15 protein-coding genes are annotated in these 19029 nt (G+C 72.2%); 10 read left to right on the forward strand and 5 right to left on the reverse strand.

Going from position 1 to position 19029, the window contains the following annotated elements:
- Positions 1-203: 203 nt before the first annotated feature.
- Positions 204-1985 carry an FAD-binding dehydrogenase gene (locus ABZ725_RS06755; protein WP_358801660.1) on the forward strand — a complete coding sequence of 594 codons (1782 nt, stop codon included), beginning with the start codon at positions 204-206 and terminating at the stop codon, positions 1983-1985.
- 130 nt (positions 1986-2115) lie between these two features.
- Complete coding sequence (locus ABZ725_RS06760) at positions 2116-5490, forward strand: pyruvate carboxylase (RefSeq protein ID WP_358801661.1); 3375 nt, start codon at positions 2116-2118, stop codon at positions 5488-5490.
- 18 nt (positions 5491-5508) lie between these two features.
- Here ABZ725_RS06760 and ABZ725_RS06765 read toward each other — a convergent pair whose 3' ends face one another.
- Complete coding sequence (locus tag ABZ725_RS06765) at positions 5509-6480, reverse strand: STM4015 family protein (protein WP_358801662.1); 972 nt, start codon at positions 6478-6480, stop codon at positions 5509-5511.
- Positions 6481-6792: 312 nt separating this feature from the next.
- Here ABZ725_RS06765 and ABZ725_RS06770 point away from each other — a divergent pair, with 312 nt between their 5' ends.
- Complete coding sequence (locus ABZ725_RS06770) at positions 6793-7893, forward strand: M23 family metallopeptidase (RefSeq protein ID WP_358802063.1); 1101 nt, start codon at positions 6793-6795, stop codon at positions 7891-7893.
- Positions 7894-7925: 32 nt separating this feature from the next.
- Here the strand turns inward: ABZ725_RS06770 and ABZ725_RS06775 are convergent, their stop codons facing one another.
- Entirely contained in the window at positions 7926-8852 is a 927-nt protein-coding gene (locus ABZ725_RS06775) for a GNAT family N-acetyltransferase (RefSeq protein WP_358801663.1), read from the reverse strand.
- A gap of 178 nt (positions 8853-9030) precedes the next feature.
- Between ABZ725_RS06775 and ABZ725_RS06780 the strand changes: the two genes are divergently transcribed.
- The gene (locus ABZ725_RS06780; protein WP_358801664.1) at positions 9031-9777 is read left to right on the forward strand and encodes an FAD binding domain-containing protein; all 747 of its coding nucleotides are present in this window, start codon (positions 9031-9033) and stop codon (positions 9775-9777) included.
- Between the two features lie 24 nt (positions 9778-9801).
- On the opposite strand, the gene ABZ725_RS06785 is transcribed toward ABZ725_RS06780, so the two are convergent.
- Complete coding sequence (locus ABZ725_RS06785; protein WP_358801665.1) at positions 9802-10869, reverse strand: DUF6745 domain-containing protein; 1068 nt, start codon at positions 10867-10869, stop codon at positions 9802-9804.
- Between the two features lie 22 nt (positions 10870-10891).
- Entirely contained in the window at positions 10892-11218 is a 327-nt protein-coding gene (locus ABZ725_RS06790) for a hypothetical protein (RefSeq protein ID WP_358801666.1), read from the reverse strand.
- Positions 11219-11392: 174 nt separating this feature from the next.
- Between ABZ725_RS06790 and ABZ725_RS06795 the strand changes: the two genes are divergently transcribed.
- The 6 genes from ABZ725_RS06795 (at position 11393) to ABZ725_RS06820 (ending at position 16845) form a co-directional block, all read left to right on the forward strand.
- Positions 11393-12349, forward strand: a complete 957-nt coding sequence (locus ABZ725_RS06795) for an STM4015 family protein (protein WP_358801667.1) — start codon at positions 11393-11395, stop codon at positions 12347-12349.
- Positions 12350-12360: 11 nt separating this feature from the next.
- On the forward strand, positions 12361-13575 hold the full coding sequence (locus tag ABZ725_RS06800) for an STM4014 family protein (protein ID WP_358801668.1): 1215 nt from the start codon (positions 12361-12363) through the stop codon (positions 13573-13575).
- A gap of 7 nt (positions 13576-13582) precedes the next feature.
- Positions 13583-14398 (forward strand): STM4013/SEN3800 family hydrolase, encoded by an 816-nt coding sequence (locus ABZ725_RS06805; protein WP_358802064.1) that lies wholly within the window; start codon positions 13583-13585, stop codon positions 14396-14398.
- A complete protein-coding gene (locus ABZ725_RS06810) occupies positions 14395-15735 on the forward strand; it encodes an STM4012 family radical SAM protein (RefSeq protein ID WP_358801669.1) in 1341 nt (446 codons plus the stop codon). The genes ABZ725_RS06805 and ABZ725_RS06810 overlap by 4 nt, the downstream gene beginning before the upstream one ends.
- Before the next feature lie 10 nt (positions 15736-15745).
- Positions 15746-16633, forward strand: a complete 888-nt coding sequence (locus ABZ725_RS06815) for an STM4011 family radical SAM protein (RefSeq protein WP_358801670.1) — start codon at positions 15746-15748, stop codon at positions 16631-16633.
- A 71-nt stretch (positions 16634-16704) separates the two neighbouring features.
- Positions 16705-16845: a hypothetical protein gene (locus tag ABZ725_RS06820; RefSeq protein ID WP_358801671.1), complete on the forward strand. Its 141-nt coding sequence runs from the start codon at positions 16705-16707 to the stop codon at positions 16843-16845.
- 63 nt (positions 16846-16908) lie between these two features.
- Here the strand turns inward: ABZ725_RS06820 and ABZ725_RS06825 are convergent, their stop codons facing one another.
- Complete coding sequence (locus ABZ725_RS06825; RefSeq protein ID WP_358801672.1) at positions 16909-18936, reverse strand: glycoside hydrolase; 2028 nt, start codon at positions 18934-18936, stop codon at positions 16909-16911.
- Positions 18937-19029 lie beyond the last annotated feature (93 nt).

Here is a 19029-nt window from a genome sequence, read left to right on the forward strand (position 1 = left end):
CTCCGGGCCACAAGCAAGCGGTGGCCGTGTTGGCTGCCGTGCACTATCGCACCGCTGTGACGACCTGGTTTCCTGTGGGCTACCGACGGTAACAGTGCCTCTGTCGCAGGAACACCCCTGCGTCACGCGCCCATGTACCGCCCAAGCCTTGGTCAAGCATCGCCCAAGCACCGCCCCTTGCAACTTCCCCAGGAGGGCCGCTCATGGACATCCCCGCCGCCGCAGCCATCACCCGCCGCCGCGCCCTCACCGTGGCCGGCGGGGTCGTCGCGGGCGCGACCCTCGCGGCCCAGGCCTTCCCGGCCTTCGGCGCCGCGCAGGACGCCGATGCGATCGTCGTCGGCCACGGACTCGCCGGACTCGTCGCGACCGCCGAGCTGGCCGCCGCCGGCCGCAAGGTGCTGCTCCTCGACCAGGAACCCGAGGCGAGCATCGGCGGCCAGGCGTTCTGGTCCTTCGGCGGCCTCTTCTTCGTCAACTCCGACGAACAGCGGCTCATGGGCGTGAAGGACACCTACGACCTGGCCTGGCAGGACTGGCAGGGCACGGCCGGCTTCGACCGTGGCGTCGACGACCCCAAGGGCCAGGACTACTGGGCCGCCCAGTGGGCCAAGGCCTACGTCGAGTTCGCGTCCGGCGAGAAGCGGTCCTGGCTGGCCGGGCTCGGCGTGCAGTGGTTCCCGATCGTCGGCTGGGCCGAGCGCGGCGGCGGCCTCGCGACGGGCCACGGCAACTCGGTGCCGCGCTTCCACGTCACCTGGGGGACCGGGCCGGCCGTGGTCGAGCCGTTCGAGAAGAAGGTGCGGGCCGCGGTCGACGACAACAAGGTGACCTTCAAGTTCCGCCACCGCGTCGACGAGGTCGTCACCACCAACGGAGTCGTCACCGGCGTCCGCGGGGCCGTCCTGGAACCCAGCAGCGTGGCCCGCGGCAAGCCCAGCTCCCGCACGGTCGTCGGCGAGTTCGAGCTGCGCGCCCCGGTCGTCGTCGTCACCTCCGGCGGCATCGGCGCCAACCACGACCTCGTACGGCAGAACTGGCCCGCCCGGATGGGCACCCCGCCGAAGTTCATGGTCACCGGCGTCCCCGCGCACGTCGACGGCCGGATGCTCGCCATCACCGAGAAGGCGGGCGGCCGCATCGTCAACCCCGACCGCATGTGGCACTACACCGAGGGCCTGCGCAACTACGACCCGATCTGGCCCGGCCACGGCATCCGCATCCTGCCCGGCCCCTCCTCGATGTGGTTCGACGCCAAGGGCAAGCGGTTCGACACCCCCGACATCCCGGGCTACGACACCCTGCACACCCTCAAGACCATCACCGACTCCGGCTACGACTACTCCTGGTTCGTCACCACCCAGAAGATCATCGCCAAGGAGTTCGCGCTCTCCGGCTCCGAACAGAACCCGGACCTCACCAACAAGAACATCTGGCAGCTGCTGTCCCGCATCTGGCAGACCCCGGAGCCGATCGAGAAGTTCAAGAACAAGGGCGAGGACTTCGTCGTCGCCACGACGCTCACCGACCTCGTCGCCGGCATGAACAAGCTCACCGGCGACAACCTGATCCAGCTCGCCGACCTCAAACGGCAGATCGAGGCCCGCGACCGCGAGATCGACAACAGCTACACCAAGGACGTCCAGGTCATGGGCATCCGCAACGCCCTGAACTACACCGGCGACTCGCTCAGCCGTACGGCGTCCATCCACCGGATCCTCGACTCCAGCGCCGGACCGCTGATCGCCGTACGCCTCAACGTCCTCACCCGCAAGACCCTCGGCGGCCTCCAGACCGACCTCTCCGGGCGGGTCCTGAACGCCGCCGGGAACCCCGTGCCCGGCCTGTACGCGGCCGGAGAGGTCGCCGGCTTCGGCGGCGGCGGAGTCCACGGCTACCGCTCCCTGGAAGGCACCTTCCTCGGCGGCTGCCTCTACTCGGGGCGCCAGGCCGGACGGGCCGCGGCGGCGGCCACGGCGACCTGATCGGGCGTCGAATGTAGTCGATCACGGTCCGAACGAGCGAGACATGCGGTGAGTGGCCGGACTCACATGGCCAAGCCGGTCACTCACCGCCACGATGGGTCCCGTCACCGTCAGGCTGAAGGGGTCCAGGATGTTCCGCAAGGTGCTGGTCGCCAACCGCGGCGAGATCGCGATCCGTGCATTCCGCGCCGGCTATGAGCTGGGCGCGCGCACGGTCGCCGTCTTCCCGCACGAGGACCGCAACTCGCTGCACCGGCAGAAAGCGGACGAGGCCTACGAGATCGGCGAACCCGGGCATCCCGTGCGCGCCTACCTCTCCGTGGACGAGATCGTCGGCGCCGCACGCCGGGCGGGCGCCGATGCCGTCTATCCGGGCTACGGGTTCCTCTCCGAGAACCCCGAACTCGCGCGTGCGTGCGAAGAGGCGGGCATCACGTTCGTCGGGCCCGACGCCCGCACCCTCGAACTGACCGGCAACAAGGCGAGCGCGGTGGCCGCGGCCCGCGCCGCGGGCGTGCCCGTGCTCGGCTCGTCCGCCCCCTCCAACGACGTCGACGAACTCGTCCGGGCCGCCGAGGAGATCGGCTTCCCCGTGTTCGTGAAGGCGGTCGCCGGCGGCGGCGGGCGCGGTATGCGCCGCGTCGAGAACCCGGCCGTCCTGCGCGAGTCCATCGAGGCCGCCTCCCGGGAGGCCGCGTCCGCCTTCGGCGACCCCACCGTCTTCCTGGAGAAGGCCGTCGTCGACCCCCGCCACATCGAGGTGCAGATCCTCGCCGACGGCGAGGGCAACGTCATCCACCTCTTCGAGCGGGACTGCTCGGTCCAGCGCCGGCACCAGAAGGTGATCGAGCTGGCCCCCGCGCCCAACCTCGACCCCGAGCTGCGGGACCGCATCTGCGCCGACGCCGTCCGCTTCGCCCGCGAGATCGGCTACCGCAACGCCGGCACCGTCGAGTTCCTCCTGGACCCGGCCGGCAACCACGTCTTCATCGAGATGAACCCGCGCATCCAGGTCGAGCACACGGTGACCGAGGAGGTCACCGACGTCGACCTGGTCCAGGCCCAGCTGCGCATCGCCGCCGGCGAGACCCTCGCCGACCTGGGGCTCTCCCAGGAGACCGTGAAGCTGCACGGCGCGGCCCTGCAGTGCCGGATCACCACCGAGGACCCCGCCAACGGCTTCCGCCCGGACACCGGCCGCATCAGCGCCTACCGCTCGCCCGGCGGCTCCGGCATCCGCCTCGACGGCGGCACCACCCACGCGGGCACCGAGATCAGCGCGCACTTCGACTCGATGCTGGTCAAGCTGACCTGCCGGGGCCGGGACTTCCAGACCGCGATCGGCCGCGCCCGGCGCGCCGTCGCCGAGTTCCGCATCCGCGGCGTGGCCACCAACATCCCGTTCCTCCAGGCCGTCCTGGACGACGCCGACTTCCAGGCCGGCCGCGTCACCACGTCGTTCATCGAACAGCGGCCGCATCTGCTCACCGCCCGCTCCTCCGCCGACCGCGGCACCAAGCTGCTGACCTACCTCGCCGACGTCACCGTCAACAAGCCGCACGGCGAGCGGCCCGAGCTGATCGACCCGACGGCCAAACTGCCGTCGCTGCCCGCCGGCGAGCCGCCCGCGGGCTCCCGCCAGCGGCTGGTCCACCTCGGTCCCGAGGGCTTCGCCCGCTGGCTGCGAGAGTCGCCGACCATCGGCGTCACCGACACCACCTTCCGCGACGCCCACCAGTCGCTGCTCGCCACCCGGGTCCGCACCAAGGACCTGCTGGCCTCTGCCCCGCTGGTCGCCCGGACGCTGCCGGGCCTGCTCTCCCTGGAGTGCTGGGGCGGCGCCACCTACGACGTCGCCCTGCGCTTCCTCGCCGAAGACCCGTGGGAACGCCTTGCCGCCCTGCGCGAGGCCGTCCCCAACATCTGCCTCCAGATGCTGCTGCGCGGCCGCAACACCGTCGGCTACACCCCGTACCCGACCGAGGTCACCGACGCCTTCGTGCAGGAGGCCGCCGCCACCGGCATCGACGTCTTCCGCATCTTCGACGCGCTCAACGACGTCGGCCAGATGCGGCCCGCCATCGACGCCGTCCGCGAGACCGGGACGGCAGTCGCCGAGGTCGCCCTCTGCTACACCTCCGACCTGTCCGACCCCAACGAGCGCCTCTACACCCTCGACTACTACCTCAGGCTGGCCGAGCAGATCGTCGAGGCAGGCGCCCACGTCCTGGCCGTCAAGGACATGGCCGGCCTGCTGCGCGCCCCGGCCGCGGCCAAGCTCGTGTCCGCGCTGCGCCGCGAGTTCGAGCTGCCCGTGCACCTGCACACCCACGACACCGCGGGCGGCCAGCTCGCCACCTACCTGGCCGCGATCCAGGCCGGCGCGGACGCCGTCGACGGCGCCGTGGCCTCCATGGCCGGGACCACCTCACAGCCCTCCCTGTCGGCGATCGTCGCCGCGACCGACCACTCCGAGCGGCCCACCGGGCTCGACCTCCAGGCCGTCGGGGACCTGGAGCCCTACTGGGAGGGCGTCCGCAGGATCTACGCCCCCTTCGAGGCGGGCCTCGCCTCCCCGACCGGACGCGTCTACCACCACGAGATCCCCGGCGGACAGCTCTCCAACCTGCGCACGCAGGCCGTCGCGCTCGGCCTCGGCGACCGCTTCGAGGACATCGAGGCGATGTACGCCGCCGCCGACCGCATCCTCGGCCACCTGGTCAAGGTCACCCCCTCGTCCAAGGTGGTCGGCGACCTCGCCCTGCACCTGGTCGGCGCCGGCGTGTCCCCGCAGGACTTCGAGGCGACGCCCGACCGCTACGACATCCCCGACTCCGTCATCGGCTTCCTGCGCGGCGAGCTCGGCACCCCGCCCGGCGGCTGGCCCGAGCCGTTCCGCAGCAAGGCGCTGCAGGGCCGCGCCGCGGCCAAGCCCGTGCAGGACCTGACCACCGAGGACCGCGAGGGCCTGGAGAAGAGCCGCCGCAGCACCCTCAACCGGCTTCTCTTCCCCGGCCCGACGCGCGACTTCGAGACCCACCGCCAGGCCTTCGGCGACACCAGCGTGCTCGACAGCAAGGACTTCTTCTACGGCCTGCGCCCGGGCAAGGAGTACGCCGTCGACCTCGACCCGGGCGTGCGGCTGCTGATCGAGCTCCAGGCCGTCGGCGAGGCCGACGAACGCGGCATGCGCACCGTCATGTCGTCCCTGAACGGCCAACTGCGGCCCATCCAGGTCCGCGACAAGGCGGCGGCCTCCGACGTCCCCGTGACCGAGAAGGCCGACCGGAGCAACCCCGGGCATGTCGCCGCGCCGTTCGCGGGCGTCGTGACGCTGGCGGTCGCCGAGGGCGACGCGGTGGAGGCCGGCGCGACGGTCGCCACCATCGAGGCGATGAAGATGGAGGCCACGATCACCGCCCCGAACGCCGGAACGGTGTCGCGGCTGGCCATCAACCGGATCCAGCAGGTGGAGGGCGGCGACCTGCTCGTCGTCGTGGGGTGAGACCGCGGTCGCCGGCGGTCACTCGCCGGCGACCACGTACCGCGTGCCGTCCTCCTCCGGACGCTCCTGCTCGGAGAGGTCGACCTGCACCCCGTGCGGCTCCAGGGCCTGCCGCACCCGCTCCATCATGGCGTCCGACAGGTAGTGGTGCGACAGGTCCAGCTCCTTGAGGTGGAGCAGCGGCTGACCGCTCAGGAGGGCCTCGGCGCCGGCGTCGCCGAGCGTCCCGCGACCCAGGTGCAGGGCCGTGAGCTGGGCGACGACCGGCGCGGCGGCGACGGCCGCGGCGATCTCGTCCTGGATGTCGGCGTTCTGCAGGCCCAGTCGGCGCAACGCGGGGAAGCGGGAGCCGTCCAGGATCGGCGCCAGGTCGGCGACGGTCGTGCTGCGGCCGTACCACTCCTCTCCCAGCCAGATGTCCAGGTGCTCCAGCGCGGGCAGCTCGGAGGCGGCGAGACCGTGCACCACATGGGCGGGCAGCCCGCCGTTCTCGAAGCGCAGGATGCGCAGCCCGTCATGACGCAGGGGCTTGAACTGGAGCCCCGGGCCGCCGCTGAAGCCGTTGCCCGAACCGCGTACGCCGAGCTCCTCCAGCTTCGGGAACGGGGCGAGGAACTGGCTGACGTCGTCCTGGACGATCCAGGACAGCTCGGACTCCTCGAATTCGAGATCGGCGAGGTAGAGCGCCCGAAGACCGGTGAGCCGGTCCGCCGCCGCGGCGAGCTGCTCGGCGGTCTCGCGCGGGTCGGCGTAGTCGTTCTCGGTGCCGTAGGCGCCCGCCCCGAGGACCAGGGCCCGCACGCCCGCCGGGTCCACGGTCTCCAGGAAACGGTCCCAGCACGCGGCGTAGTCGTCCTCCTTCCCGTTCCCCTCGTGCCAGGAGATCTTCCAGGCGACGGAATCCGCCGCCGGCAGGTCCGCGGCGTGGCCCGGCAGCGGGAAGTCGTAGACCGGCAGACCGTGCAGTTCCGATATGTGACTCAGGGTCAAGGCAGGAGCCTTCCGTGCGGTGCGGCGGCCGGCGACGACGATCCCGGCCCGTGCGCCGCCTGTTCTATCAAGCCCCTCCGACAAGCCCCGCCGACCGGACCGGGCCCGTGCCGGACCGCCGACGGTCAGGTCTGCCCCTGCGGACAGCGGGTCTGCCCCCGCGTCCGGTGACGTGCGCCGGGCGGCGGACTAGCGTCCGGCCGTGAACAACAGCACTTTCCCGGAACGGCTCGTGACGGACCGTCCGGAGTTCTCCGCGTGAGCGACGAGCCCGCCGTCGAGACCCGCACGGCCACCGACGAACCGGCGACTTTGCCCCCGCCGTCTCCCCGGCCCTCCGCCCCGCCCCCGCGTCGACGCGGGCCCGGCGCTTTCACCCTGATGGTGCTGCCGGGCCTGCTGACGCTGTCGGTGGTGGCCGGATTCCTCGCCCTCACCGGCGGCCTTCCCACGGACCGGGCGCAGGACGAAAGCCCGCAGCAGTCCGCCGCGAACGGCGTCGACGCGACGTACGGGCCCTGGCTGCGCAAGGCGGCCGAAGCCTGCACGGTCGTCACCCCGTCCTTCCTCGCCGCCCAGATCGACCAGCTCTCCGGCTGGGACAACGGCAGCGCCACGGCCACCGACGCCCCCGCCACCGCCGCAGCCTCCGCCGCCGACGAGCAGGGCATCGCCGCGTTCACCGACGCCGAATGGCGGACCTGGGGCAAGGACGACGACGGCAACGGCAGCTCCTCGCCGCTCGATCAGGCCGACGCGATCATGGCGCTGGGCCGGCAGGACTGCTCCCTCGCCGAGAAGATCACCGACCTCAGGACCGACGGGACCGTCTCCGGCGAACTCGTGGACCTGACCCTCGCCGCGTACGCGGTCGGCACGGACGCGGTCGCCGGGGCAGGGAAGGTGCCCGCCGAGGCACAGACCTACCTCACCGAGGTGAAGGCGCTGTTCGCGCGGTACGAGGAGTTCGACCGGGACGACTCCGCCGGCGGCGCACCGGCGAACGCGATCCTGGCCGCGCCCGTCACCGCCCTCACCATCACCTCCCCGTTCGGTTCGCGCCAGCACCCCCTCACGGGCGTGACCAAGCTCCACACCGGCGTGGACTTCGGCGCGCCCCAGGGCGCCCAGGTCTCGTCGGCGCGCGAGGGCACGGTCGTGTTCGCGGCCATGACCAAGGCGTACGGCAACCGCATCGTCGTGGACCACGGCGCCATCGACGGCAAGCCGCTGCAGACGACGTACAGTCACCTGTCGGCCATCGAGGTCGTCGTCGGACAGACCGTGCAGACCGGCGCCCCGATCGGCCGGGTCGGCTCCACCGGTCTGTCCACCGGCCCGCACCTCCACTTCGAGGTGATCTACGACGGCTACTACGCCGACCCGCAGCCCTGGCTGGCCTCGAACGGCTGACGGCGGCAGCCGGACAGGCCCCGGGGGGTGGTTCAGCGCAGGACCGCCTCCCAGGTGTCCACGGCGAAGTGGACGGTCATCCCGTTGCGTTCGTACAGCTGCGGAGCGCCGGTGGCGTTGGAGGTGTCCACGCCCAACCCCACCGTGTCCCGCCCCCGGGCGGCGAACGCGGCGAAGGCGTGCCCCAGCAGGAGCCCGGCGAGCCCGCGCCCGCGGGCTTCGGGCACGACGCCGATGTTGCGGATCCACCCCATGGCCTCCCGGTCGTCGCGGGCCAGCAGGAAGCCCGCGTCCCCGAGGTCGTCCGTGGCGACGATCGACACCAGCGACCAGTCCAGCCCCTCGGCGTCGATGTCGTGCAGCCACTGCCGGTACTCGCGGGGCTGGAAGTCGTAGTGCTCCGCGAAAGTGGCCTGGTGGAGCTCGTGGACGCGGACCCGGTCCGCCTCGGTGGCGCAGGGCCGCAGCCGTGTCCCCGCGGGCGGCTGCGGCGCGCGGTCGGTCGTCGGGTCCACGGCGCGGCGCAGCACGTGATGGCGGCGGACCGCGGACCAGCCCCGCTCGTGGAGCAGAGCGGTGTCGAGCGTCGGCCGCACGTTCAGGTGCAGATGCACCACCGCCCGCTCGGCGCCGTTCTCCTGTGCCCGGCGCAGCGCCCTGGCCTCCATCGCCTCCAGGACGAGCTTTCCGGCCTCCTGGTGAGCGGGCAGCACATAGTGGTCGACGTCGATGCGCTCGCCCGCCGAGTCGTCCCACAGCAGCCCGTAGACCACCAGCCGGTCCCCGTCGAAGGCGAGCCACGAGTCCTGCGCGAGATCGGTCTTCGGATGCTTCAGATCCGCCTCGACGGTGTGCAGATCCGTCTCGGGACGGCCGATCTCCAGCAGGTCGATCTCGTTGAGCAGGTCGGTGACGGCGGGCGCGTCGGCGAGAGTGGCGGGGCGCAAGAGGTAGGGCATGAAGTCCAGGGTCCGGGCGGACAGGACCCGCCGCAACGCAATTTGACGTTGTGCGAGATGCAGCCATGAGCCCTGTATGCGCCCCCGCGCGCCTGGGCAGAATCCGTTCTGCCATTGATCATGCGGGTGAGTGACACGCTCCTCCCCACGAACTATCCGGGAAGGCAGGTTGGTTGTCGTGCAGTTGCGTCTTCCCTCCTCCATAGCCGAAGCACAGCGGTGTCTGGCCGAGGGAGCGGTACCGATAGGCGGCGCCACGCTGGTCTGGGCCGGCTGGCAGCGGGACGGCTTCCCCGAGCAGGCCGTCTCGCTGCGCAACCTGCCGGAGGCGGGCGTGGTCGGCCCCGAGGAACTCGGGGGTGCCGTGCTGCTGCACCGCGTCGACGCGACCGTGCCCGAGGTGCTGCACCGGGCGGCCTCCGGCGTGGGCACGGGCGCGGTGCGCCGGGCGGCCACGGTCGGCGGCAACATCGTCGGCAGCACCCTGCGCTGTCTGCTCCCGGCAGCGCTCGTCCTCGACGCCCGGGCGACCGTCCTGGAGCCCGAGGGCGTCTACGACACCGACCTGAGCGAGCTGTTGGCGAAGCGCCATGTGCTGCTCGCCCTGCGCTGGCGCACGCCCCTGGCCAGCGGCTACCGCAAGGTAGAGGGCGAGGCGGGCGGCCCGCCGCCCCTGGTCGTCGCCGCCGCGGTGCACACCGAGGGCGCGGCCTCCGACGGGCCCGCCGCCCCCGCCCGGCTGCGGGTGGCCGTGCGCGACGGCTACGAGGTGCTCAGCGAGAGCACGCCGTACGACGCGGGCACCGGCGCCGAAGAGGTCCTCGACGCCCTGGCGGGCACGGACCTGGCCGGTCTGCCCGCCACGGCCCGGGACGTGGTCCGCACCGAGGTCGCCGACGTACTGGCCCGCGCCGCGGCCGCCTGAGGCCCGCCCGGGGAACTCACCGGCTCACGTCTCCCGCACGGGCGCGTACACGTCGGGGTGGAGCCCGAACGTCCAGGCGACGCCCTCTCTCGCCGTCCGGGTCGCCGGCGGTACCCGCAGCCAGTACGTGCGATGGGTCCCGTCCGGCTCCGGCGTGGAGTTGAGGACCTCCACCATGACGACGGGCTCGTCGTCCGCAAGGTCGATCCGCCACAGCGTGCCCGTCTCGTCGCGATGGACGTGACGCGCGCCGGAGTCTGCCAGATAGCGGTCGTAGCCGTAGTACTCCAGCATGACCCGGCGTAGTTCGGCGTTCTCCTCGGACCGGATCCGCTCCGGTACGAGCGTCGGCAACTCCGCGAGGAAGTCGGCCGGCACCGGCATCCCGCGCCAGGCGTGCAGGGCGAAACCGTCGGGGTAGGCCAGCGCCGGACCGTCTCCGTTGTCGAGCCGGCCCGCCTCGTCGCGGTGCAGGGCGACGGGCCGTTCGCACACCACCGCCACGCGGGCGAACGGCCACCACCAGCCGGCGTTGCGGCCGACCGCGGCCAGCCCCTCGAGCGGGCCGCGGTCGGTCGGGAACGCGGCGAGCCACGGCGCGTCGTGCTGGCCGAGCACGGCGTCCAGCAGGATCAGCCGGATCTCCGTCTCGGCGGCGGAGCCGCTCCGCTCCCCGGCGACCAGCTCCTCCAGCACCCCGGCACGGATCCGGTCGACGAGCGCCTGCGTGGATTCCCACAGGCCCCCGCCCGTGGCCGCCCAGTGCGCGGCCCAGCCCGCCGGGCCCAACTCCGTGTGCAGCCGCTGTCGTTCGCGGGCCCACGGCACGCTGCGCACGGCCTCCCGCACACTCGCGCCCCTGTCCGCCAGGTCCCGCACCAGCGTGACGGCCTCGCGCGGTGAACCGGCCCACACCACGAGCTCCGGCTCGGCAAGACCGGCCTGCCGGTAGGCCCGGCGCACGCCCTCCTCGGCGGCCGCGCGGTCGGCGGGCCCGATCGCCGCGGCGCAGGCGCGCCATTCGCGCACATCGTCGGAGGAGGCGCCCTCCACCACTGCCACCACTGCCTCGGAAATCTCCGTAGTCGTCATCTGTCCGTCCCCCACCCTCTGTTCAGTCCGCCACGATCCGCACGGATCCGGGCACGTACTCCCGCTGCCGGATCACCCGGAACCACCCCTTCGGCAACGCGATCGCCGCATGCTCCTCATGAACCACCCGGCCGCCCTGCGGCAGATGCAGCAGCAGCGGACCGAACGGCCCGGGCTCCCGCACCAGATCACCCGGGCCCACCACCGCGTGCGCGTGCCCGGTCACCTCGCCCAGGGCCAGCACCAGCCGGCCCCGTGCATCCCGCCGCTCCCTGGGCGCGACCGCCACATGCGGCGGCACCGCCTCCTCGTCGACGGGCACGATCAGCACGTCTCCCTGCCGGTACATGGCTCTCCCCTCACCGCCGGGCGCACCGTGCACCGGCCTCAGAACCCAGACCGTACGGGCCGCCACTGACAACGCCCCGAACCCGAGGCCCCGCCGAGGAGCGTTGTCAGTGCCTGTTGGTAGAACTGCGAACACATCACGGACCGCACGCCTTTTCCTCCCAGGAGCAGCCGCATGACCATCGGTGACCACCTCGACGCGCTGTACGGGCTGCCCGCGTACACGTTCCCCGGCATCAAGCACCAGCCGCGCCCCGTCGGCCCGGACGCCGTCGCCTGGCGGATCTCCGGCGAGGCCTACGACGCCGAGGAGAAGTGGACGGACGTGTTCGCCCGCTTCCGCGCCGCCGTCGACACCACCCGGGTGAAGGCCCTGATCGTCGGGGCCTGGGAGGACGCGTACGAGGAGGACCCCTCCGAGATCATCGAGGCGCTGGTGGCGGCCCGGGAGCGCTTCCCCGCCCTGCGGGCACTGTTCCTCGGGGACATGGTGGGGGAGGAGTGCGAGATCTCCTGGATCAACCAGACCGACGTCACCCCCCTCCTGGCCGCGTTCCCCGAGCTGGAGGAGTTCGGGGTGCGCGGTGGATCCGGGCTCGGCTTCACCGCTCTGCACCACGGCGCGCTGCGCAGGCTCGTGGTGGAGACGGGCGGGCTGCCCGCGGAGGTGGTGCGCGGAATCGGCGGCAGCGACCTGCCCGCGCTGGTCCGCCTCGACCTGTGGCTGGGCACCCCCGACTACGGCGGCGACAGCGAGCCGGCCGACCTGGAGCCGATCCTGTCCGGCGCCCGGCTGCCGAGCCTGCGCCATCTGGCCCTGCGCAACAGCGAGATGCAGGACGCCGTGGCTGCCGCGGTCGCCGCCGCCCCCGTCGTGGCCCGTCTGGAGACGCTGGACCTCTCCATGGGCGTCCTGACCGACGAGGGCGCGGCGGCCCTGCTCGGCGGCCAGCCGCTCAGCCACCTCGAGAAGCTCGACCTGCACCACCACTACCTGAGCGAACCGCTGATGCAGCGGGTCCGGCAGACCCTGGAGCCGGCCGGCGTCGAAGTGGACCTCGACCGCGGCGACGCCGAAGAGGACGCGGACGACGACGGCACGGTCTGGCGCTATGTGGCCGTGGGGGAGTGAGCAGCACACCCATGGGCACTGTGTCGCCGCCGGCGAGTGAGCCGGGGCCGCGGTTCGCGGTCGTCGGCAACCCCCAGAACCGTCGGGTCACCCTGTTCGAGGACGCGGTGCGTGCGGCCGGTCTGCCCGCCCCGCGGGTCGTCGCCTGGACGCACGTACTGCGCGCGGGGGGAGCCGACTTCGCCGCCGACGAGCTCGTCCGGGTCGACTCGCCCGGCGAGAACCCCGAGGTCGACCGGCTGCTGCGGGGCCCCGGCGACCCGACCCGGGTCGAGGGCTCGGCCCGTTGGTACGCCCGCTTCACCGCCGCCGTGCGCACGCTGCGCGGCGGCGTCCGCCTCGACGACCCCGACGAAGTCGCTGTGCTGTTCGACAAACGGCTCTGCCACGGCGTCCTCGACGCCGCGGGCGTCCCGGTCCCCGCCTCGCCCACCTCGGGTCCGCAGGCCCCGCCGGTGCGCGGTTGGGACGACGTACGGGCGGCGATGCGCGAGCACCGGATGCCCCGGCTCTTCGTGAAACCCCCGCACGGGTCGTCGGCGTCGGGCGTCCTCGCCGTCGAGTCGGGCGGCGGCGGCCGCGTCAGAGCCACCACCTCCGTGGAACTCGCCGCCGACGGATGCCTGTACAACTCCCTCAAGGTCCGCCGCTACGAGAGCGAGGCAGACATCGCCGCGATCGTCGACGCGCTCGCCCCGGACGGACTGCACCTCGAACGCTGGCTGCCGAAGGCCTCCCAGGAGGGCCGGGCCGCCGATCTGCGGGTCGTCGTCGTGGCCGGCCGGGCCACCCATGCGGTCGTCCGTACCAGCCGCTCACCCATGACCAACCTCCACCTCGGCGGCCGTCGGGGCGATCTCGACGACGTCCGGCGGTCCTTCGAGGCGGCCGGCGCGCGTTGGGCCGATGTGCTCGATGTGTGCGAGCGGGCCGCGGCCTGCTTCCCGCGCACCCTGTGCGTCGGCGTCGACCTGCTGCCGGCCGTCGGCTGGCGCAGCGCCGCGATCGGCGAGGTCAACGCCTTCGGCGATCTGCTGCCCCGGCTCACCGGGCTGCCCGGCAGCGGCGCGGAGGGCCTCGACACGTACGCCGCCCAGGTGGCCGCCGTCCTACGCGACCTCGCCCGGCACGGAAGCCGGCACAGAACAGGAACACCCCATGCCGGAACACCCCATGCCGGAACACCCCATGCCGGAACACGCCATTCCGGAGCACGCCATGTCTGAGCCGGACATGAACGAGGTGGTGGGCAGCCACGACCTCCTCCTCGTCACGCTCGACACGCTCCGGTACGACGTCGCCGTCGAGCTGGCGGCAGCCGGCCGCATCCCGAACCTGGCGCGTCATCTCCCCGGCGGCCGCTGGGAGGAGCGACACGCCCCGGGCAGCTTCACCTACGCCTCGCACCAGGCGATCTTCGCCGGTTTCCTGCCGACCCCGGCCGCCCCCGGACCGCACCCCCGGCTGTTCGCGGCGAGCTTCGCGGGCAGCGAGACGACCGCCCCGGGGACCTATGTCTACGACACCCCGGACCTGGTCTCCGGTCTGGCCGAGAACGGCTACCGCACGGTCTGCATCGGGGGAGTGGGCTTCTTCAACAAGCAGGGCCCACTGGGCTCGGTGCTGCCCGGCCTGTTCCACGAGTCCCACTGGACACCGGAGTTCGGCGTCACCTCAGCCGACTCCTTCGAGAACCAGGTCGCCCGGGCCGAACAGGTCATCGCCCGACTCCCCGCCGAACAAAGGCTGTTCCTCTTCGTCAACGTCTCCGCGCTGCACCAGCCGAACTGGTTCCATCTGCCCGGCGCGACCCGCGAGACCGGAGACACCCGCGCCACCCACGCCGCCGCCCTGGAGTACGTGGACCGGCACATCGGGCGGCTCTTCGCCGCCGCGAGCAGCAGACGCCGCTGCTTCGCGATCGTCTGCTCCGACCACGGCACCGCCTACGGCGACGACGGCTACACCGGCCACCGCCTCGGCCACGAGTCCGTGTGGACCGTGCCGTACGCCCACTTCTTCCTCGACCCCGCCGAGGCCGCCGTATGACCACCGCCCAGCGCACCAGCCCCTACCAGCACTACGTCTACGCCTACCCCCACAAGACGGCCTACCGCGCACTCGAAGAGCGACCCCTGCTGCGGGACCTGTGGGCGGCCGAGCCCAAGGACGCGCTCTCCCTCTACCTGCACATACCGTTCTGCGAGGTCCGCTGCGGCTTCTGCAACCTCTTCACCCGCATCGGCGCCCCCGACGGCCTGACCGGCGCCTACCTGGACGCCCTGGAACGCCAGGCCACCGCCGTACGGGAAGCGCTGGGAGACACCGGCGACGTCCGGTTCGCCACGGCGGCCTTCGGCGGCGGCACCCCCACCTTCCTCACCGCCGGCGAGCTGTGGCGCCTCTGCGACATCGCGGAGCACCGCATGGGCGCCGACCTGCGCGCGGTCCCGTTGTCCGTCGAGGCCTCGCCGGCCACGGCCACCGCCGACCGCCTCGCCGTACTGGCCGACCGGGGCGCCACCCGACTGAGCCTGGGCGTGCAGAGCTTCGTCGACTCCGAGGCCCGGGCCGCCGTCCGCCCGCAGCGGCGCGCCGACGTGGAAGCGGCCCTCACCCGCGTGCGCGACGCCCGCATCCCGGTCCTCAACATCGACCTGATCTACGGCATCGACGGCCAGACCGAGCAGACCTGGCTGCACTCCCTCGACGCGGCCCTCGCCTGGCGCCCCGAGGAGCTCTACCTCTACCCCCTCTACGTCCGCCCCCTCACCGGCCTGGACAGACGGCGCACGGGCCCCGATCCGGCCTGGGACGAACAGCGGCTGCGTCTGTACCGCGCGGGCCGCGACCACCTCCTCGCCCGCGGCTACACCCAGCAGTCCATGCGCATGTTCCGCCGCACGGACGCCCCGCCGCAGGGCGCCGACGACTACGCCTGCCAGACCGACGGCATGATCGGCCTCGGCTGCGGCGCCCGCTCCTACACGGCCGGCCTGCACTATTCCTTCGACTACGCCGTCGACATGCACCAGATCCGGGGCATCATCGACGACTACGTCGCCGGCACCGCCGCCGACTTCGCCCATGCGCAGGTCGGCTACGCCATGGACGCCCACGAGGCACGCCGACGGCACCTTCTGCAGTCGCTGCTCCAGGCCGAGGGCCTGCGCCTCGACGACTACCGCGCCCGCTTCCCGGGCAGCGCGCCCGCCGACGACTTCGGCCCCGAACTCGAACGCGTCGCCGACCGCGGCTGGCTGACCGACGCCGACCCGACCACCCTCCGGCTCACCCCCGAGGGCCTCGCCCACTCCGACGCCATCGGCCCCGAGCTGTTCTCCCCGGCCGTACGGGACGCCATGGCCGCCTACGAGCGGAAGTGAGCCGGCCGTCATGGACCTGACCCTCCTCTACCGCGGCCCGCTCGCCTCCTGCGACTACGACTGCCCCTACTGCCCGTTCGCCAAGCGACGCGACTCCACCGCCCAGCTCCGTACCGACCGCGCTGCCCTGGAGCGCTTCGCGCACTGGGCTGCCGCCCAGGCCGACGACCGGCTCTCCCTCCTCTTCACCCCCTGGGGCGAGGGCCTGGTCCGCTCCTGGTACCGGCGTACCCTCGCCGAGCTCTCCCACCTCCCGCACATCCGCCGGGTCGCGATCCAGACCAACCTCAGCTGCCGCACCGACTGGCTGGCCGAGGCCGACCCCGACACGCTCGCCCTGTGGTGCACCTACCACCCGGGGCAGACGCCCTACGACCGCTTCCTCGCCAAATGCCGTGACCTGACGGACCGGGGCATCCGCTTCAGCGTCGGGATCGTCGGCCTCGCCGAGCACCTCGACGCGGCCCGTCGGCTGCGGGCCGACCTGCCCCCGCACGTCTACCTGTGGATCAACGCGGCCGACGGACACACGTACACCGACGCGGAAGCCGACCTCTGGACCGCCCTCGACCCGCTCTTCCCGTACAGCCGTCGTCCGCACACCAGCGCCGGACTGCCCTGCCGCACCGGCGAGTCCGTGATCTCCGTCGACGGCGAGGGGACCGTCCGCCGCTGTCACTTCGTCCGCGCCGAGCTGGGCAACCTCTACGACGGCTCCTACCGCGCGGCCCTGCGCCCCCGCCCCTGCCCGCTCGCCGTCTGCGACTGTCACATCGGCTATGTCCACCTGGAGACGCTGCCGCTGTACGACGTCTTCGCGGGCGGAGTGCTGGAACGTATACCGGGCCCCGCACACCTGCAGACCGGCGGCCCGCTGCCGGTCGTACTTCCCGGATGACCGGCGGGGGGCGGGGGCGCGATGTGGCGGTGGGTGTTCCTGGGGTGTTCGGCTGGTGTTCTTACCGGCCCTTGACCCTGCTGGTCGCTCAGGCCGTCCACGTCAGCACCTGCCGACTGCCCCGGGACGCGCTGGGACACCGGAGCGACGACGGCGAGGGCTCGGGGCAGCGTCAGCGTTTCGCCACGGACCAGGGCGAGCTGCCCGAGTGACCGTCGACGCGAGTGGCCCGCCGCGCGAGGGATCGCGCGGCGGGCCACCGTCGGGTCAGGGCGTCACGGAGTCACGTCCGTGACCCTCCAGCGCTGGTTGGAACCGGAGTTGGCCTGCCAGGTCGTGACGGCCGCTCCCTCGTTCGTCGCCTGGCCGCCGACCTCGAGCAGGCGCCCGGTGGCCACGTTGACCAGGGTCCACGTCCCGTCACCGGTCGTCGACATGATCCACTCGGTGGCCGGGTCACGCTCGTCCGTGTCCGGCTCGATCACGGGCACGTTGTCGCGGACGGCGAGGCGCTTGCCCTCCGCCGGGTTGGCGAAGACGTAGTGCTGGCGGGCGCCGGTCTTCCCGTACCGGGCGTCCAGCTGCCACTGCTGCGCGACGGTGCCGTTGGCCGACCTGATGACCAGGTTCGTGCCGTTGGCCGAGACGGTGACCGCCTTGCCGCTCTGGACGCCGGTCAGCGTGTACGAGTGACCCTTGCTGAACAGGCCGGCGTTCTTGGCGACGCCCGAAACGCCCTTGACGGCGAAGGAGGTCACGGACTGGGCCGGGACGGTGTAGGTCGCCTTGCCGTCGACGACCTTGACCGGGGCCTGCTGCTGGAGCTTGCCGTCGGCGCTGGTCACGGTCGGCGTGACGGTCGCGTTGCCCTTGATGTTCCGGAACTTCGACAGGTCGAGGGTGACCGTGCGGGCCGCGGTGGTGCTGTTGACGTGGACGAGCGAGGCGCCCTTGCCGTCCTTCGTCACAGCGGCGGCGCTGGAGGTGTCGTCCACCTTGATCAGCTTGTCGCCGGGCTTGATGAAGTGCGTGAAGTTGCGGGCCGTGTCGAACTTGGTGTTCGTGTAGATCGGGCAGGACTGCAGGGTGTCCGTCGAGGTGCAGCTGAACGGGAGCTGGATGGAACCCCAGTTGCCGCCCTTGGCGGACTCGCCGCCCGGCTTCATGTTGTCGTAGTCCTCGACCGGCTGCCAGAACACCCAGGCGGTGGGCTCCAGTTCACGCAGATCGTTCACCATCTGCTGGGCCAGCCCGAGGCCCGGCCGCATGTCGGTGAAGCTCTGCCCGTCGCCCCAGTCGCCCTCGACCTCGCTCATCCACAGCGGCTTGTCGGCGGCCTTGGCGAGGTCGCGCACCGTGGTGCGCTGCCCGGTGCCGTAGGTGTGGACGTTCATCTGGTCGACGAGGTCCTTGGACTCCTGCGAGTAGGAGTTCCAGTTCGTCGCGAAGATCGACGGGTTGGTCTCGTCCATCGCCGATATCTCGGCCTTGACCTTGGCCTTCTTCAGCGCGGGGGCCAGCGCGGCCAGCACCTTCTGCTGGAGCGCGGGCCCGATGTGGGCGCCCTCCTGCCGACCGCCGACGGGCTGCCCGTTCGCGTCGAGCCGGGTGCCCCAGTAGCCGGTGTTGGGCTCGTTGAACGGGTCGATCGTGTCGACCTTGATGCCCTCGGACTTCTCCAGCCGCTTCGTCGCACCCGCCAGATAGGCGGCGAAGTCGTCGACCGAATCGGTCTTCAGCTGGTCGGTGTTGGCGTTGAAGCCGCCGGAGACGTACCCGCTCTCCGTCATGAACCACGGCGGGGAGTTGCTGAACGTCTCCCAGTGCGTGATGTCCTTCTTGATGCGCTCCACCCACCACCGCTGGGTGGCGTCGGCGTCCTTGTTCCAGTCCGCCGGGTCGTCCGCGCTCCACCAGTCGGTGTCCTCGCGGGTGGTGCCCTCGGGCGCGTTCCACCAGCCCTCGACGGCGCCGCCGGCCCGCAGATAGTCCGTGACGTCCGGGGCGTTGCCGCCGCCGATGTTGTAGCGGGCGATGTTCAGCGCGAGGCCGTCGTCGTCGAAGAGCAGCTTGGCGAGCTTCTCGCGGATCGCCGGCGGGTAGTCGCCGGTGGCGTTGGCGAACCAGACCAGGCTGGTGCCCCAGCCCTCGAACTTCTCCTGCTGGTACGACGGGTCCGGCGTCACGGTGACGGCGGCCTCGGCGTGCGCCTGCACGGGGACGGCGAGCAGGGCGGCCCCGGTGGCCAGTGCGGTGAGTGCGGCGGCCCCGAGGGTCCGTCTGCTGCGGGTACGGCGTGCCATCTGTGCTCCCAACTGCGGTGCGGTCGCTGTGGTGGGCCCCTCCTGCCGAACGGGCAGGAGGGGATGGCCCTCGGCACGGACGCATACCGCGCC

The organism is Streptomyces sp. NPDC006872, assembly GCF_040635845.1.
Taxonomy (GTDB): Bacteria; Actinomycetota; Actinomycetes; order Streptomycetales; family Streptomycetaceae; genus Streptomyces.

What these genes read in the sequence shown, in the direction of transcription:
- ABZ725_RS06775 (WP_358801663.1), bottom strand. Translation starts at nt 8,852, where the DNA reads ATGCCCTACCTCTTGCGCCCCGCCACTCTCGCCGACGCGCCCGCCGTC.
- ABZ725_RS06790 (WP_358801666.1), bottom strand. Translation starts at nt 11,218, where the DNA reads ATGTACCGGCAGGGAGACGTGCTGATCGTGCCCGTCGACGAGGAGGCG.
- ABZ725_RS06795 (WP_358801667.1), top strand. Translation starts at nt 11,393, where the DNA reads ATGACCATCGGTGACCACCTCGACGCGCTGTACGGGCTGCCCGCGTAC.
- ABZ725_RS06805 (WP_358802064.1), top strand. Translation starts at nt 13,583, where the DNA reads ATGAACGAGGTGGTGGGCAGCCACGACCTCCTCCTCGTCACGCTCGAC.
- ABZ725_RS06815 (WP_358801670.1), top strand. Translation starts at nt 15,746, where the DNA reads ATGGACCTGACCCTCCTCTACCGCGGCCCGCTCGCCTCCTGCGACTAC.
- ABZ725_RS06810 (WP_358801669.1), top strand. Translation starts at nt 14,395, where the DNA reads ATGACCACCGCCCAGCGCACCAGCCCCTACCAGCACTACGTCTACGCC.
- ABZ725_RS06785 (WP_358801665.1), bottom strand. Translation starts at nt 10,869, where the DNA reads ATGACGACTACGGAGATTTCCGAGGCAGTGGTGGCAGTGGTGGAGGGC.
- ABZ725_RS06755 (WP_358801660.1), top strand. Translation starts at nt 204, where the DNA reads ATGGACATCCCCGCCGCCGCAGCCATCACCCGCCGCCGCGCCCTCACC.
- ABZ725_RS06760 (WP_358801661.1), top strand. Translation starts at nt 2,116, where the DNA reads ATGTTCCGCAAGGTGCTGGTCGCCAACCGCGGCGAGATCGCGATCCGT.
- ABZ725_RS06825 (WP_358801672.1), bottom strand. Translation starts at nt 18,936, where the DNA reads ATGGCACGCCGTACCCGCAGCAGACGGACCCTCGGGGCCGCCGCACTC.
- ABZ725_RS06800 (WP_358801668.1), top strand. Translation starts at nt 12,361, where the DNA reads ATGGGCACTGTGTCGCCGCCGGCGAGTGAGCCGGGGCCGCGGTTCGCG.